Source organism: Corynebacterium hansenii (assembly GCF_030408795.1).
Taxonomy (GTDB): Bacteria; Actinomycetota; Actinomycetes; order Mycobacteriales; family Mycobacteriaceae; genus Corynebacterium; species Corynebacterium hansenii.
On sequence record NZ_CP047211.1, the window covers coordinates 2,443,843 to 2,459,466 of the forward strand.

A 15,624-nucleotide genomic window follows, 5' to 3' on the forward strand; every position below is an offset into this window, starting at 1 on the left:
GTCACGCCTAAGTTAGATTTATCGACATGACTCACACCCACAACGATGAGAGGGGTCGATCGTGACCATCCGATCCACCGCCAAGAAGGCAGTCGGCGTCCTCGCCGCGGCCGCACTGCTGCTCACGGGCTGCTCCCCCGCCGAATCCGGCGATTCCGCCAAGGGCGGCGGCGAGCCGCTCAAGGTCTACGCGACCACCGGCTACCTCGCCGACGCGGTCGCCAACATCGCCCCGGACGCCAAGGTCACCACGATGGTCGGCCCCGGCGGCGACCCGCACACCTACCAGCCGTCGACGAAGGACATCGAGAACATCAACTCGTCCGACGTCGTGCTGTGGAACGGCCTCCACCTCGAGGCCCTCATGACCGATCAGCTGTCCTCGCTCGGCGACCGCCAGCTGGCGGTCGGTGACCAGCTGCCCGACCAGATGCTGCTCGACTGGCCCGAGAAGGACGACGAGGGCAAGCCGCTGAAGGACCCGCACGTCTGGAACAGCCCCGAGGCATGGTCGAAGGTCGTCGGCCTGGTGGCCGACAAGCTCGCCGAGGCCAAGCCCGACAAGGCCGACGAGTACCGCGCCAACGCGAAGGAATACGCCGGCAAGATCGACGAGGCCGCCAAGGAGGCCCGCGAGAAGCTCTCCGGCATCCCCGAGCCGCGCATGCTCATCACCGGCCACGACGCGTTCAACTACTTCGGCAAGACCTTCGGCCTGGAGGTCCGCGCCACCGACTTCGTCTCCACCGACGCCAAGCTCAGCGCCGCCGAGCTGTCCGAGCTCGCGGACCTCATCGCCGAGAAGAAGGTCCCGGTGATCTTCCAGGACAACCAGGCCAACCCGCAGGCCATCACCAGCCTGAAGGAAGCCGTGCGCTCCCGCGGCTGGAACGTGGAGATCTCCACCGAGGAGCTCTACGCCGACTCCCTCGGCTCCGAACCCGGCGTCGACACCTACCTGGGCGTGTTCAAGCACAACGCCGAGGCCGTGGCGAAGGCGCTCGGAAAGGAGGCCTGATGGCGACCCCGGCATGCGAGGCCGTCGGCCTCAGCGTCGCCTACGACTCCGCGCCGGTGCTGCGCAACGCCGACGTCGCCGTGCCCGCCGGGGTGGTGATGGGCGTCGTCGGCCCCAACGGGGCCGGCAAGTCCACGCTGTTGAAGGCCATGCTCGGGCTCATCCCGCCGTTGACCGGCAGCGCCCGGTTCTTCGGCGAGCCCCTGAATCGCGTGCGCGGCCGGGTCGCCTACGTGCCGCAGTCCACCAGCGTCGACTGGGACTTCCCCGCACGGGTGAAGGACGTCGTGCTCATGGGCACCTACGGCGGTCTCGGGTGGTTCCGCCGCCCCGGCGCGGCCGAACGCGCCCGCGCCGCCGCGGCCATGGAGAACACCGGAGTCACCGAACTGGCCGACCGCCAGATCGGGGAGCTGTCCGGCGGCCAGCGCCAGCGCGTGTTCCTCGCGCGGGCGCTGGCGCAGGACGCCGACCTGTTCTTCATGGACGAGCCCTTCCAGGGCGTCGACGCGAAAAGCGCGCGGGCCATCGTCGAGGTCCTCCATCGCCTGCGCGAGGAAGGCAAGACCGTGGTCATGGTCCACCACGACCTGGCCACCGTGTCCGAGTTCTGCGATTACGTCACGCTGCTCAACCGCCGCGTCGTCGCGTCCGGGCCGGTCGGCGAAACCTTCACCCGCGAGAAGATCGCGGAAACGTACGACCTCGCCGCGGGGGTTCCCCGATGACCCTCGCGGACTTCTTCGCCGACCACACCTACCGGATGGTCTTCTTCGGCACCGGGCTGATCGGGCTCGTCGCCGGCGCACTGGGATCCTTCGCGTACCTGCGCAAGCAGTCCCTGGTCAGCGACGTCGTCTCGCACTCGGCACTGCCGGGCACCCTGGTCGCGTTCCTGATCGCCGGGGCGATCCCCGGTCTGGGCGGGCGCAACATGGCCGCCCTGATCATCGGGGCGATCGTCGCCGGCGCGCTGGCCGCCTGGTACTCCAACGCCGTGGCGGCGACGTCGAAGATCCGCATCGACACCGCGATGGCGGTGACGCTCACGGTCTTCTTCGGCGCGGGCATGGTGCTCATGCGCGTGATCACCAACCGCCCCTTCCCCGACAAGGGCGGCATCCAGGATTACCTCTTCGGCAACGCCTCGGTGATCACGCGCGCCGACCTGGTCACGTCGCTGGCCGTCGGCGTCGTCGCGCTCGCCCCGATGCTGCTGCTGTGGAAGGAATTCCAGATCCGCACCTTCGACCCCGCCCACGCGACCTCGCTGGGCTTCCGGCCGGGGCTCATCGACGGCATCATGTTCACCTGCATCGTCGTGGCCACGGTCATCGGCGTGAAGGCGGTGGGCCTGGTGCTGATGGTGGCTTTCGTGGTCACTCCCCCGGCCGCCGCGCGCCAGTGGACGCGGAGCTTGCCGACGATGGTCGGCCTCTCCGCCGCCATCGGCGCCGTGGGCAGCGGCGTGGGCGCCTACCTGTCCATCGCCCTCGGGAAGATCCCCACGGGGCCGCTGATCGTGATCACGCTGTTCGTCATCTTCCTGGTGTCGATGCTCTTCGCGCCGCGCCGGAGCGTCGTCACGCAGGCCATCGCGCGCGTGCGCGGCCGGGCCGACCTGGCCCGGGAACTGCGCGCGCAGGCCCCGGCCCGCGCCGGAGCCGGGCTCGATGCCCTCACCGGCACCGGCAATGGCGCCGTAAATGGGGCCGCCAACGGCGTGGTCAATGGCACCGGCAACGGCGCCGGCAATGGGGCAGTCAATGGCACCGTCAACGGATCGCGGCGGGAGGTGGCGCGATGAGCTTCCTCGCGGGAACCCTCCTGCTCGCCGTGGTCACGGCGCTCGCCTGCGCGCTGCCCGGCGTCTTCGTGGTGCTGCGGCGCGACTCGATGCTCGTCGACGCGATCGCGCATTCCGTGCTGCCGGGCATCGTGGTCGGGTACTTCTTCACCCGGAACCTCGATTCGCCGTGGCTGATCCTCGGCGCCGCCACCGCCGGGCTGATCGTCGTGCTGGGCAGCCAATGGCTCACCGACTCCGGCCTCATCGCCGGCGACGCACCGCAGGGCCTGGTGTTCCCGGCCCTGTTCAGCGGCGGCGTCATCCTGGTGACGCTCAACTTCGCCAACGTCCACCTGGACACCCACGCCGTCCTCGTCGGCGACCTCAACCTCGCCGCGTTCCGCCACCTGACCATCGGCGGATCCTCGATCGGGCCGGCGTACCTCTACGTCATGCTCGCGGTGCTGGCGGTCAACGTCGCGTTCCTCGCGGCGTTCCGTCCGCAGCTGACGGCCACGACGTTCGACGGCCCCTTCGCCGCGAGCATCGGCATCCCGGTCAAGGCCGTCAACACCGTGTTCATGTTCCTGGTGTCGGTGACCGTCACCGCGGCGTTCAACGCGGCGGGGGCGATCCTGGTGATCGCGCTCGTGGTGGTGCCGGCGGCGACGGCGCACCTGCTGACCAGCCGCCTGAGCACCATGTTCGCGGTCACCGCCGCGGTCGCGGTGGGCGGCGGCATCGCGGGATTCTGGGGCGCGTACGTGCTCCACGCCGCGACCAGCGCCGCGATGTCGGTCTGCTACGGCTCGATTTTCATCGCCGCGCACCTGTACACGCGGGCGCGCTCGCGACGGGCGCGGGCGCTCAGCCGCACGGCGTGACCCAGATGGCGTCGGTGGCGGTGCGGCCCAACGGCAGAGAGCCGGCGGGGGCCGCGCCGCCACCGGCGCCTTCGACGTCCCCTGCCCCGTAACCCTCTCCGGCCCCGTAGCCTTCGCCGTCTCCGCCGTCGATCACGGCGACCTCAACGGAATCCGAGAACGGCGCCCCGGGCCGCAGCTCCAGGTCCACGCCGACGCCGATGCCGTGGCCGGCGAAGAACTGCAGCAGCTCGGGGTCCTCGTCGGAGATGCGCTCGACCCGCACGCGGCACCCCGGCTCGATCCCGGTGAGCACCACGACCCCGGGCAGCGACGGCTCATCGCCCGCGCGCGGGATCGGGTCGCCGTGGGGGTCTCGGTCGGGGTGGCCGAGCCTGTCGTCGATGCGGTCGATCATGAACCCCGACACCGCGTGCTCGAGCGATTCCGCCTCGTCGTGGACCTGGTCCCAGCGGTAGCCGAGCATCTCCACGAGGAACGTCTCGATCAGCCGGTGCCGCCGCACCATCTCCAGCGCCAGGCGCCGGCCGTCCTCGGTCAGCGACACCGAGCCGTAGCGTTCGTAGTCGACGAGCCCCAGCCGCCCGAGTTTGCGCACGGCGTCGGAGGCCGTGGGCAGCTTCACCCCGACGCGCGCGGCCAGCGCGGTCGGCGAGACCGGTTCGTCGCTCCACTCCTGGAGCGTCCACATGGCCTTGAGGTAGTTCTGGAAATTCGGCGAAAGCTCGGACAATGCGGGCGAACCTGCGGCGGCGCGCGTCGCAAAGCCCTCGGCCGGGGCACCCGGCGCGGGCCGATTCTCCTGCTCGGACGCGGACTCTGGCATGCCGGGAACGTTACCGCACCCCGTCGCCGCTGCCCGGCGGGTTCCTCCGCCCGAGCGTCAGAATGTGGATGCTCACTCCCGTGCCGATCACCGCGAACACCACCCACGGCCAGGTCTTTCCGATCAGCCACGCCGACACGCCGAGGCCCGTCCACAACAGCGCGAGCGTCTGCACCTTGTACGGCAGGCTCATCCGGCCGGAGTAGTACTGGTGCAGGTAGGCGCCGAAGACCCGGTGGCCCAGCAGATACGCCAGCAGCCGGTCCGAGGCCCTGGCGAAGCACAGCGCGGACAACAGCAGAAACGGCGTCGTCGGCAGCAGCGGCAGCACCGCACCGACCGCGCCGAGGACCAGGCTGGCCAGGCCCGCGCCGATGAGCCCCCAGCGCATCGCCCGCGACTTCACCGGCCGCGGGACGGGTTCAGCTGCCATCGGAGACCACGCCGCGGAGCATGCGGCGCAGGCCCTCGCGAATCTCGCCCTCGTCGGCCCGGCCGGAGGCGACCAGTTCCGCGCCGCGCTGGGCGGCGACATCGAGGATGGGCAGCGCGGCGACGGCGACGGGACCGCCGGTCTCGCGCAGCAGCCCGTGCAGCGTCGGCACCAGCGCGTTGTGGGCCTCCTGCACCCGCGGATCCATGAACGCCTCCGGGACCTGCTTGGCGGCGACCATCAGCTGGCCGTGGTCGCCTTTCGCGAACAGTCGGAACGTCTCGTCGACGTAGACCTCCAGGCGGGCCAGCGGGTCGTCGCCCGCGGCGTCCATCGCGTCGGCGATGCCGCCGGTCCAGTTCGGGATGATGTCCAGCAGCAGCTGGACCACCAGGTCCTTCCGCGACTTCACGTACAGGTACACGCTCGACCGCGCCAGGCCCATGGCCTCGGCGACCTCGGTGAGCGTGGGCACGTCGCCGCCGGATTCCCCGATCAGCCGCTCGGCGGCGTCGAGGAGCGCGCGGTGCTGCGCCGCCCGGTGCTCCACGACGGTGGGGCCGGTGATCTTCGGCATGGCGTCTCCTCTCGGCGGCGTCCCGCGGGCGCGTGCGCGTGCGCGGGGGCGGGCTCGTGCGCGGGTGGGCGCGGCGGGTTCCGCGGCGGGCGCGGCATGCCGTCGGCCTGCGGTTTTCCATCGCTTGACGACGTCCCAACCCAAAACGTCACTATACCCCGCCGATTTGGCGCCGCGGACGCGATACGGCCCGAATGCCGCCGCGCGCGTACCCTCCGGTTACATGGCCAGCAAGAACGTCACCTTCACCGGATCCACCGGCGAAACCATCGCCGCAACCATCGATCTGCCCGACGGCGAACCCCGCGCATGGGCGTTGTTCGCGCACTGCTTCACCTGCAGCAGGAAGGTGCCCGGAGCGGCGCGGACGTGCCGGGCGCTCGCGAAACAGGGCATCGCGTGCCTGCGCTTCGACTTCACGGGACTGGGCGAATCCGGCGGGAACTTCGCCGACACGACCTTCCTGACCAACGTCGACGACCTCGTCGCCGCCTACGAGTTCATGGACGCCGAGTACACCGCGCCGTCGCTGCTGATGGGCCACTCGCTCGGCGGCGCGGCGGCGATCCTGGCTGGCCAGCGGATGCCCAAGGTCAAGGCGGTCGCCACCATCGGCGCCCCCTTCGATCCCGCGCACTCGATCTTCCATTTCGCCGACGCCATCGGCGAGATCGACGCCCACGGCACCCAGATGCTGTCCATCGCCGGCCGCGACATCCCGATCTCGCGCGAGTTCCTGGAGATCCTCGCCGACATCAACCCGGAGACGTACATCCACAAGCTGCGCAAGCCACTGCTGCTGCTCCACTCCCCGACCGACCAGACCGTCGGCATCGACAGCGCGCAGAAGATCTTCCTCGTCGCCCGGTACCCCAAGTCCCTGCTGAGCCTGGACAAGGCGGACCACCTCCTGGTCCGGCCGGGTGCCCCGCAGCGCGCCGCGGATCTGATCCGGACATGGGTCGAGCCCTACCTGCCGGAGGCGTGAGGACGAGCCCGCCGGAGGCATGAAAGGGAGTCTTCCGGAGACGTGGACCGAGCCCGCCGAAGGCGCGGAACGAGTCTGCCAGCGCCCGAGAAGGCGCCCGCAGGGCCTTCGGCGACGCCCCCTGCCCGCTGACCGGGGAGTTTCCGAATCAGGCGTGAAAACCCCGAAAAATTCATGGTTTTCACGACGCCCGCGATGATCGCGCACTTATACTGTGCCGCGCAGTTCATTCCAAAACCCTGCACGTCCCGAAAGGTACACGTATGAATCGTTCCCGCTTGAAGGTCATCGCCGCCACCGCGGCCATCACCGTCCCGATGCTCTTCGGCGCCGCCACCGCGGGCGCCCTCGACTTCGGTTCCTCCTCTCTCGACCGCCCCGGCGCCCCGTCGACCGACCGCCCGACCACGACCGCGACGTCGACCGCCGCCCCCTCCCCGGACAAGCCGGGCGAGCCGTCCTCCGACCAGCCGTCCACCGACGAACTGCGCAAGCTCCACGATGAAACGAACGAGATCCGCAAGGCCGCCGGCAAGGCGCCGCTGAAGTGGGACCAGAAGCTCGCCGATGAGGCCGCCAAGTGGTCGGAGCAGCAGGTCCGCGACGGCAAGATGCACCACGACACCGGCCAGACCACCGGCCGCTACCACGGCGAGAACGTCTTCATGACCCAAGGAGGCTCGGCCGGCGACGCCGTGAAGGCCTGGCGCAACTCCCCCGGCCACTACCGGAACATGATCGGCGACTACGCCACCGAGGGCATCGGCATCGCCACCGACGGCGAGGGCACCTACTACGTGACGCAGCGCTTCCTGCGCTGATTCCGGCGAGCCACCCCGCGGGAAAACCGTGGACGTGGCAACATTGCGGCATGACCGCAATTGACCCGGAGCAGCGACCCGACGACGTTACGATCACCCGCCCCACCCCGGAATCCGGGGATGACCGGCAAGGGCACCCGGCGCCTTCCGCCGGGGCCCCGCGCTGGTACGCCCCGGCCGGGGTAATCCAGGGGTTCCGGGAACCCGCCGCCGAGACGCGCGATCAGCACGTGCTCCGGGCCATCGGCATCCCCTACGCCCACGCGAACCGGCACCGGCCGCCGCAGCTCCTCGGGGAGCTGCCCGGCGGCGGCGTCATCGTCGCGGATGAGCCGGGGCCGACGTGCCCGCAGCGCCCGTCCGAGGCCGGCAAGAAGATCGCCCCGCATGCGCGGCCCCGCCACCACGACGAGCACTGCCAGCACATCGCCGTCACCGTCCCCGACGGCACCCCGGCGAACGCGAAACTGCCCGTGATGGTGTGGATCCACGGCGGCGCGAACGTTTCCGGCGGCGGCGACCTGGAGCGCTTCAATCCGTCGCAGATGGCGGCGGAGAACAACGTCATCGTCGCGTCCATCACCTTCCGCCTGGGCGCCCACGGCTTCCTCGGCGGCGGCGACGATCGCGCCGAGGGCGTCCCGCCCGCCAACCTCGGCCTGATGGACATTCAGGCGGGCGTGGAGTGGATCCGCGCCAACATCGCCGCGTTCGGCGGCGATCCCGAGCAGATCACCATGTTCGGCCAGTCCGCGGGCGCCGAGCTCGTCCTGCCGCTCATCGTCGCCGCGGGAGCGGAGAAGCTGCGCGGCGGCGGGCGGGGCGCCGACGGCGAGCCGTATCGTCCCCCGTTCCGCCGCGCGATCCTGCAGTCGCTGCCGTTCGGGTTCCTGGGCGGCCGCGCCCCGATGTACGACGCGATGCTCGAGGCGCTCGGCCCCATCGACCCGGGCACCTCCGAGGAGGACTTCGCCGCGGCGGAGGCGCGCGCCGCCAAGGCCGGGGAGCCGTTCAAGAACGGCAAGGCCATGCCCTTCGGCGTGCGCTACGGTGCTGCGCCGCTGCCGGAGGAATCGCTTTTCGACGCCGCCGTCGCCGCCGTCGCCCCCGACATCGACATCATGGCGGGCCACACCCCGCGCGAGGCGTCCCTGTTCTTCAACGGCGACCCGGAGGTCGAGCGCCTGCGCAAGCTCCCCGTCGTCGGCGGGGCCCTGTTCGAGGCGGCCGTGCGGCACTACACGAAGACCACCTACTCGGAGTCCGCGGAGCTGGCGAAGAAGTGGGTCGCCGCCGGCGGTTCCGCCCTGCACTACATGCTGACGTGGGGCGCCAAGAGCGCCCCGTACCGTTCCGCGCACACCTGCGACTTGCCGCTTCTGCTTGGCGACGAGAACGCGTGGCGCGATTCCGTCCTCATCGAGGGGCAGATGTGGACCGATGTCCGGCGCGATCGCAGGGCCATGCAGGCGGTGTGGACGCAGTTCGCGAAGACCGGCGGCGTGGCCAAGTCGGTGCTGGAATGCGCCGATTTCCTGAAGGTGCGCACGGTCGGGTAGCCGCGCGGCCCTCACCCCCACCCCGGCCCCGGCGCCCAGTCCTGCGTTCGAGCCGGGGTTGGGGCCGGAGTCGGGGCTGGGGTTGGGGTTGGGGTTGCGAGAGGGGAGCTACTCCAGCTCCTCGCCCACTTCCATCCACCGCATCTCGATCTCCTCGCGCTCCTCGCGCAGCGCCGTGAGATCCCGGTCGATCTCGGCCAGGCGGGCGGTGTCGAGATTGGCGACGTCCTCGGAGATCTTCGCCATCTCGTCGTGGAGCGCCGACTCCTTCTGGTCCAGCTTCGCCATCTGGCGCTCGAGCTTGTTCATCTCCTTGCGCAGCTCGCGCTCCTCCTGCGACGACAGCGTCTTCGCCGGCGCCGCCGCGCCCGCCGCACCGGCTCCCCCACCGCCGGCCACCTCGGCCGCGGACGGAGACGGCGGACCGTCGTCAAGCGAAGAAGCGGGCCCCGACGCATCGCGCGACGGCGCCGCCCCGCCCACTCCCGCCGCGGCCAGCGCCCGGCGGCGGCGCAGGTACTCGTCGATGCCGCCCGGCAGGTTGGTCAGGCCGCCATCGCCGAACAGCGCCCACGTGGAATCGCAGACGCGCTCGACCAGATAGCGGTCGTGCGAAATGACCACCAGCGTACCCGGCCACTTGTCCAGCAGGTCCTCCAGCTCCTGGAGGGTGTCGATGTCCAGGTCGTTCGTCGGCTCGTCGAGAAGCAGCAGATTCGGCTCGGCCATGAGCACGCGCGTCAGCTGCAGCCGGCGACGCTCGCCACCGGAGAGATCGCCGATCGGGGTGCGCTGGCGCTTCGGCGAGAAGCCCAGGCGCTCCGCCAACTGCGACGCCGACAGCTGCTTGTCGCCGAACTCGATGTAGGTGGCCACGTCCTCGATGGCGTCGAGCACCCGCATGTCCAGGGGCAGATCGTCGAGTTCCTGGCGCAGCCAGCCCAGGCGCACCGTCTTGCCCTCGATGCGGCGGCCCTCGTCGAGCGGATGCGCGCCGGCCAGCGCACGCAGCAGCGTGGTCTTGCCGGAACCGTTGACGCCGACCAGGCCGATGCGCTCGCCCGGCGCCAGGCGCCACGTCAGATCGCGCACCAGCTCACGGCCATCGGGCGCCGACAGCGTGGCGTCCTCGAGCTCCACGACGACCTTGCCCTGCCGGCGCTTGGAAAACGCCAGCAGCTCCACGCTGTCGCGCGGCGCGGGGACGTCGGAGATGAGCGCCTCGGCGGCCTCGATGCGGTAGCGCGGCTTCGACGTGCGCGCGGGGGCGCCGCGGCGCAGCCACGCCAGCTCCTTGCGCGCGAGGTTCCGGCGGCGCGCCTCCGCGGCGTCGGCCTGGCGGGCGCGCTCGGCGCGGGCGAAGGTCCAGTCGTTGTAGCCGCCGTCGTAGAAATCGACCTGCCCATCGTGGACCTCCCACGTCTTCGTGGCCACGGTGTCCAGGAACCAGCGATCGTGCGTGACCACCACCAGCGCCGAACGGCGGGCCATGACGTGATCAGCCAGCCACTGCACGCCCTCGATGTCGAGGTGGTTGGTCGGCTCGTCGAGGATCAGCAGGTCCAGGTCCTGCACCAGCGCCGCGCCGAGGTTCACGCGGCGCCGCTCGCCGCCGGAGAGCTCCCCCACCTTCGTGTCCAGCCCCAGGTCGTTGAGGCCCAGCCCGTCGAGGACGTTGCGGATCTTCGCGTCGCCCGCCCACTCGTGCTCCGCCACGCCCAGCGGGGCGATGACCGTCTCGAAGATCGTCGCCCCCGGATCCAGCTCCGCGCCCTGCGTGACGTGCGCCATCGCCAGGTCGTTGTTCCGCGAGACGCGCCCCGAGTCGGCGGGTTCGACGCCCGCGAGGATCTTCAGCAGCGTCGACTTGCCGCCGCCGTTCAGGCCGACGACGCCGATGCGGTCCCCGGTCTGGATGCCCAGGCTGACGCCGTCGAGCAGGGTCTTCAGGCCGAAGGTCTTGCTGACGTTCTCCAGATTGATCAGGTTCGCCATTGCGGCTTCTCGAACTCCTCGGTGGGGTTGTGGTTGGTGTGGGTTGATCGGTGCGGGTCGATCGGTGTGCGGTGACGGGTGCGGTTGAACGGTAGGTGATCAGTCGGTGACCGCGGATGCCGTCCCGGCCGGCGGGGTTGCCGATCAGACGAGTCGGGCGCCCGGCGCCGGGCCGGAGGCGGTGAGCGTCGCGGCGCAGGTGCCGGACGTGGCCAGATGCGCCGCGACGTCGAGGGCGTGCTCGCGGTCGCGGCACAGGAACGCCGTCGTCGGGCCCGAGCCGGAGACGATCCCGGCCAGCGCGCCGCCGTCGAGCCCGGCGCGCAGGGTGGTGCGCAACTCCGGCTTGAGCGAGATCGCGGCCGGCTGCAGATCGTTGGCCAAGTGCTTGGCCAGCTCATCGGAAGAGCCCGAGGCCAGCGCCTTCATCAGCTCATCGGGCGCGGCCGCGCGGGGCACGTCGCGCTCCTCGCGCAACCGGTCGATGGTGCGGAACACCTCCGGGGTGGACAGGCCGCCCTTGGCCAGCGCCAGCGTCCAGTGGTACTCGCCGCGCACGAGGATCGGCGCCAGGTTCTCGCCGCGCCCGGTGCCCAGCGCCGTGCCGCCGAGGAGGCAGAACGGCACGTCGGAGCCGAGGTCGGCGGCCAGCGACGCCAGGTCGCCGTCGTTGAGGGGCAGCTCGAAGAACTCGCGCGCCGCCACCAGGGCCGCCGCCGCATCCGCCGAACCGCCTGCCATGCCGCCTGCGACGGGGATGGCCTTGTCGATGTGGATCGACGCCACCCGCGGCACCTTCGACTCCGCCGCCTCCACGGCGGCGATCACCGCGCGCCACGCGAGGTTGGATTCGTCGGTGGGCACGTGCGCCGCCGAGTCGCCGGACACCGTTAGCCCCGCGACGTGCCCCGCCGCATCGCCGTCGCGCACCTCCGTCAGCGTGACGGTGGTCGGCAGCGACAGGGATTGGAAGACCGTGACCAGCTCGTGGAAGCCGTCGTCGCGCACGTCGCCGCATCCGAGGTGCAGGTTGACCTTCGCGTGCGCGGTCGCCGCGACGGTCAGCGGGGCGCGCTCGCCCGGAACCGCCCCGGTCGGGGCGGTGGGCGGGGACGGCGGATTCTGGGGGCTGGACGGGTTCACGCCGTCCGAGTCTACCCGGCGCCTATGCCTCCCCGACCTCGCCTTCCCAGCCGAAACCGCCGCCGCACAGCTCCTCCGGGCAGCCGTTCCACGTCTTGGCGAAGTACGCGATGATCCGCTCCCCCACCGCCATCGGGTACTCGGGCTCCACGCGCCCGTGCATGGCGGTGGCCGAGCGGTCGACGGCATCGTGGAAGAAGCGGCACACCTCCACGTAGCACCACATGTCCATGATCACCCGGCAGACCTCGGGGTGGGTGATGGTCTCGCGCCCGTTCGCGCCGCGGCCGAGCGCCCGGCCGATCATGTACCGCACCAGGTCGCGGTCGACGTCGTGGTCCTCGCCGCAGTCGCACCACCCCGATCCCCGGTTCGGCATCTCCCACACGTCGGGGATCTCGGCGGGCGGCGCGGCGGCCGGGGCGGCGGGCACCGTGCCCGGCGCGACCGGGAGCTTTGCGACGGTTGGCGTGGCGATCGGGTTCATGGCGGCATCTCCTTGCGACTCAGCTTCATTTCGAGACTCGGCTTGATTTCGAGACTCGGCTTCATTTCACGGCTCGGCTTCATTTCGCGACTCGGCGACATCCGCCGGATCCACCGTCCGGCGGCTGATGCCGTCACCCTAGGAAACCGCCCGGATTGTCCGGCCGAACGTCGGCGGCGGCCTTCGAACACCCGGCCACGCCCGTGACTCCCGCCGCCGCTTGGCATACGGTCGAAACCGATGGAACAGCAGCGTCGCAAAGCACCGGGGCCCGTGACCATCCTCGCCATCGCCGACGAGGAACGCCCCGCGCTGACCATTCCCGGAGGCGTCGACTTCGGACCCGACGACCGGCCGGACGTGCTGCTGTCCGCCGGCGACCTCGACTTCGCCTACGTCACCGCCGTCGCCGACGCCTTCGACGTGCCCTGCGTGATGGTGCCCGGAAACCACGACCCCTCGCTGGAGGGCTTCACGCTGTCCCCCGCCGGCTGGGTGCGCGCCGGCCGCCACGACACCTGGCCCGGCCCCGAGGGGGCGTGGGCCGCCGACCGCGACGTCGTGGAGGTCGCGGGCCTGCGCATCGCGGGGCTGGGCGGCTGCGGGCGCTACTCCTCCGGCCCCAACCAATGGACCGACGCGCAGGCCATGCGCCGCGCCCGGCGCGTGCTGCGCAAAGCCCGCCGCAAAGGCGCCGACGTCCTGCTCACCCACGCCCCCGGCACCCCGGGCGCCCCCGCCGACGACGATGTCCACCGCGCGCTGCCGGCCGTCGACATGCTGGTGGACAAGCTGCGGCCCGCGCTGCACCTCCACGGCCACGTGCACCCGCACGGGGCGGAGCGGTGCGTGACCGCGCTGCCCGCCGACGATGGGCGCGATGATCCCGGCACCGGCACACTCGTCGTCAACACCGTCGGGTGGACGCTCACCCGCATCCACCCGCCGCGCACCGCCCCGCGCGCGGAATTGATCCTGAAAGGACGCTGACCATGGCCGACACCGGATTCCCCGACGCCGACGCGCAGGCCGACTTCTCCCGCGCCCGCCGCCGCGCCCGACTGAGCAGGGCCGTCTCCCGCCTGCGTCGGCAGCCCGACGACATCACGCAGGTCCTGCCTTACGACGAAGTGGTCGCCGCACTCGGCGAAACCGGCCGCCGCGAACTCGGGCTCGTCGACGTGCCCGTGGAGTCCATCGTCGGGTCGGTCGACCGCACCGGCCAATTCGACCGCGACTTCCGCCCCACCACGTCCATCTCCCGTGAGCGATGGGCCCGCCTCAACGCCGCCCAGCGCCGCGGCGAAACCGTGCCGCCCGTGCGGCTGCGCAAGGTCGGCGGCATGTACTTCGTCGTCGACGGCCACCACCGCGTCTCCATCGCCCGCAACCGCGGCAACCCCACCATCGACGCCTACGTCACGGAAATCCTGACCAAGGTCGACGCCGACGGCATCGAATCCAACCGCGACCTGGTGCTGAAGGACCACCGCCGCATCTTCCTGTCCCGCGTGCCCCTGACGGACGAACGGGCCGCGAAAATCGTCCTGCCCAACCCGTGGAAATACGCCGAACTCGCCGAGAACGTCGAGGCCTGGGGCTTCCGCGCGATGCAGGCCGAACGCACCTTCTTCGGTCGCGACGACATCGCCGACCGCTGGTTCACCACCGAATACGAGCCCGTGGTCGCCGCCGCGCGCTCCATCGGGCTGGCCCCCAACCACACCGACGCCGAGCTCTACGTCTGGATCGCCGCCGAACGCTACCGCCTGATCCGCCGCCACGAATGGACCGACGAGGTCTTCGAGCAGGTACGCGAAACCGGCCGCCAGCCCGATTGAATCGGGCCGGCGGCCGGCGCGGGGTTCGGGTTCCGGGGCCACCGGTCACCGGGCCCCGGGTCCAGAACCCCCGGGATCAATCCCTACAGACCCAGGTTCTCTCCGCTCTCCGAGTCGAAGACCACGATCTTCGCGGGGTCGAACCACAGCGCCGCCTTCTCGCCGCGCCGCACGGGCGACTCGGCGGACAGGCGGGCGACCATGGTGCCCGTGGCCTTGTCGTCGAGCCCGGCATCGGCGGCCGCCGCCGACGAGGCGACGCCGCCGGCGCCGCGCTCCCCGGTCTGCGGGGCGGCGAAGTGCGCGAACTTGTCCGAGCCCATCGACTCGAGGACGTCGACGTCGACTTCGGTGACCACGCCCTTGCCGCGCTGCCCCTCCTCGACGAGATTGGCGTCCTCGAACGCCTCCGGGCGCAGGCCCACGATCACGGAGCGATCCGAGGCATCGCCGAGCTTGGCGCGGAGGTCGTCGGAAAGCGGGATGTCGCCGAGACCCGTCGACACCACCCCGCCGTTGATCCGGCCGGGGGTGAAGTTCATCGACGGCGAGCCGATGAAGCCGGCGATGAACAGGTTCCGCGGACGATCGTAGAGCTCCTGCGGCTCGCCGACCTGCTGGATGACGCCGCCCTTCATGACCACCACGCGATCGCCGAGGGTCATCGCCTCGGTCTGGTCGTGCGTGACGTACACCGTGGTGACGCCCAGGCGGTCCTGCAGGCGGGAGATCTCCGCGCGCATTTGCACGCGCAGCTTCGCGTCCAGGTTCGACAGCGGCTCGTCCATGAGGAACACCTTCGGGCGGCGCACGATCGCACGGCCCATGGCCACGCGCTGGCGCTGGCCGCCCGACAGGTTCGACGGCTTGCGGTCCAGGTACGGGTCGAGGTCCAGGACCTTCGACGCAAAGGCCACCTTCTCGTCGATCTCCGCCTTCGGCGTCTTCGCCAGCTTCAACGGGAACTCGATGTTCTCGCGGACCGTCATGTGCGGGTAAAGGGCGTAGGACTGGAACACCATGGCGATGTCGCGGTCCTTCGGCGCCACGTCGTTGACGCGCTCGCCGCCGATGAGCAGGTCGCCGTCGGTGATGTCCTCCAACCCGGCGATCATGTTCAGCGTCGTCGACTTACCGCAACCCGACGGGCCGACGAGGATGATGAATTCGCCGTCCTTGATGTGCAGGTTCGCGTCGTCGACGCCCACCGCGCCGTCGGGGAACTTCTTCGAAACGTGCTTGAGTTCGATTTCGGCCATGACT

16 protein-coding genes are annotated in these 15,624 nt (G+C 70.9%); 9 read left to right on the forward strand and 7 right to left on the reverse strand.

Features of this window, described 5'->3' with window-relative positions:
- Positions 1-61: 61 nt before the first annotated feature.
- The 4 genes from CHAN_RS10805 to CHAN_RS10820 are packed head-to-tail and all read left to right on the forward strand — an operon-like array spanning position 62 to position 3,691.
- Complete coding sequence (locus tag CHAN_RS10805) at positions 62-1,018, forward strand: metal ABC transporter substrate-binding protein (RefSeq protein ID WP_377748472.1); 957 nt, start codon at positions 62-64, stop codon at positions 1,016-1,018.
- A complete protein-coding gene (locus tag CHAN_RS10810; protein ID WP_290289679.1) occupies positions 1,018-1,746 on the forward strand; it encodes a metal ABC transporter ATP-binding protein in 729 nt (242 codons plus the stop codon). Before CHAN_RS10805 ends, CHAN_RS10810 begins: the two co-directional genes overlap by 1 nt.
- On the forward strand, positions 1,743-2,825 hold the full coding sequence (locus CHAN_RS10815; protein ID WP_290289680.1) for a metal ABC transporter permease: 1,083 nt from the start codon (positions 1,743-1,745) through the stop codon (positions 2,823-2,825). Before CHAN_RS10810 ends, CHAN_RS10815 begins: the two co-directional genes overlap by 4 nt.
- Complete coding sequence (locus CHAN_RS10820) at positions 2,822-3,691, forward strand: metal ABC transporter permease (RefSeq protein WP_290289682.1); 870 nt, start codon at positions 2,822-2,824, stop codon at positions 3,689-3,691. Before CHAN_RS10815 ends, CHAN_RS10820 begins: the two co-directional genes overlap by 4 nt.
- On the opposite strand, the gene CHAN_RS10825 is transcribed toward CHAN_RS10820, so the two are convergent.
- Genes CHAN_RS10825 through CHAN_RS10835 form a run of 3 tightly spaced genes read right to left on the reverse strand, consistent with a single transcriptional unit; the run spans position 3,675 to position 5,527 of the window.
- Complete coding sequence (locus tag CHAN_RS10825; protein ID WP_290289685.1) at positions 3,675-4,517, reverse strand: metal-dependent transcriptional regulator; 843 nt, start codon at positions 4,515-4,517, stop codon at positions 3,675-3,677. The two genes, CHAN_RS10820 and CHAN_RS10825, sit on opposite strands and share 17 nt — an antisense overlap.
- A gap of 10 nt (positions 4,518-4,527) precedes the next feature.
- Positions 4,528-4,950, reverse strand: coding sequence for a YbaN family protein (locus tag CHAN_RS10830; RefSeq protein WP_290289687.1), 423 nt, complete (start codon positions 4,948-4,950; stop codon positions 4,528-4,530).
- Positions 4,940-5,527: a TetR/AcrR family transcriptional regulator gene (locus CHAN_RS10835; RefSeq protein ID WP_065421462.1), complete on the reverse strand. Its 588-nt coding sequence runs from the start codon at positions 5,525-5,527 to the stop codon at positions 4,940-4,942. The genes CHAN_RS10830 and CHAN_RS10835 overlap by 11 nt, the downstream gene beginning before the upstream one ends.
- A 223-nt stretch (positions 5,528-5,750) precedes the next feature.
- On the opposite strand from CHAN_RS10835, the gene CHAN_RS10840 reads away from it, so the two are divergent.
- The 3 genes from CHAN_RS10840 (at position 5,751) to CHAN_RS10850 (ending at position 8,895) form a co-directional block, all read left to right on the forward strand.
- Positions 5,751-6,515: an alpha/beta hydrolase family protein gene (locus tag CHAN_RS10840; protein ID WP_048741198.1), complete on the forward strand. Its 765-nt coding sequence runs from the start codon at positions 5,751-5,753 to the stop codon at positions 6,513-6,515.
- 263 nt (positions 6,516-6,778) lie between these two features.
- Positions 6,779-7,336 carry a CAP domain-containing protein gene (locus tag CHAN_RS10845; RefSeq protein ID WP_048741195.1) on the forward strand — a complete coding sequence of 186 codons (558 nt, stop codon included), beginning with the start codon at positions 6,779-6,781 and terminating at the stop codon, positions 7,334-7,336.
- A 50-nt stretch (positions 7,337-7,386) separates the two neighbouring features.
- A complete protein-coding gene (locus tag CHAN_RS10850) occupies positions 7,387-8,895 on the forward strand; it encodes a carboxylesterase family protein (RefSeq protein WP_290289690.1) in 1,509 nt (502 codons plus the stop codon).
- Between the two features lie 108 nt (positions 8,896-9,003).
- Here the strand turns inward: CHAN_RS10850 and CHAN_RS10855 are convergent, their stop codons facing one another.
- The 3 genes from CHAN_RS10855 to CHAN_RS10865 form a co-directional block, all read right to left on the reverse strand.
- The gene (locus CHAN_RS10855; protein WP_290289692.1) at positions 9,004-10,890 is read right to left on the reverse strand and encodes an ABC-F family ATP-binding cassette domain-containing protein; all 1,887 of its coding nucleotides are present in this window, start codon (positions 10,888-10,890) and stop codon (positions 9,004-9,006) included.
- Positions 10,891-11,034: 144 nt separating this feature from the next.
- Positions 11,035-11,955, reverse strand: a complete 921-nt coding sequence (locus CHAN_RS10860) for a 4-(cytidine 5'-diphospho)-2-C-methyl-D-erythritol kinase (RefSeq protein ID WP_290293483.1) — start codon at positions 11,953-11,955, stop codon at positions 11,035-11,037.
- A 100-nt stretch (positions 11,956-12,055) separates the two neighbouring features.
- Positions 12,056-12,520 carry a hypothetical protein gene (locus CHAN_RS10865; protein ID WP_290289694.1) on the reverse strand — a complete coding sequence of 155 codons (465 nt, stop codon included), beginning with the start codon at positions 12,518-12,520 and terminating at the stop codon, positions 12,056-12,058.
- 240 nt (positions 12,521-12,760) lie between these two features.
- Between CHAN_RS10865 and CHAN_RS10870 the strand changes: the two genes are divergently transcribed.
- Both CHAN_RS10870 and CHAN_RS10875 read left to right on the forward strand, forming a co-directional pair.
- Positions 12,761-13,510 (forward strand): metallophosphoesterase family protein, encoded by a 750-nt coding sequence (locus CHAN_RS10870; RefSeq protein ID WP_290289696.1) that lies wholly within the window; start codon positions 12,761-12,763, stop codon positions 13,508-13,510.
- 2 nt (positions 13,511-13,512) lie between these two features.
- Positions 13,513-14,361, forward strand: coding sequence for a ParB N-terminal domain-containing protein (locus CHAN_RS10875; protein ID WP_048741184.1), 849 nt, complete (start codon positions 13,513-13,515; stop codon positions 14,359-14,361).
- 83 nt (positions 14,362-14,444) lie between these two features.
- Here CHAN_RS10875 and CHAN_RS10880 read toward each other — a convergent pair whose 3' ends face one another.
- Positions 14,445-15,620, reverse strand: a complete 1,176-nt coding sequence (locus tag CHAN_RS10880) for an ABC transporter ATP-binding protein (protein WP_290289699.1) — start codon at positions 15,618-15,620, stop codon at positions 14,445-14,447.
- Between the last annotated feature and the right edge of the window lie 4 nt (positions 15,621-15,624).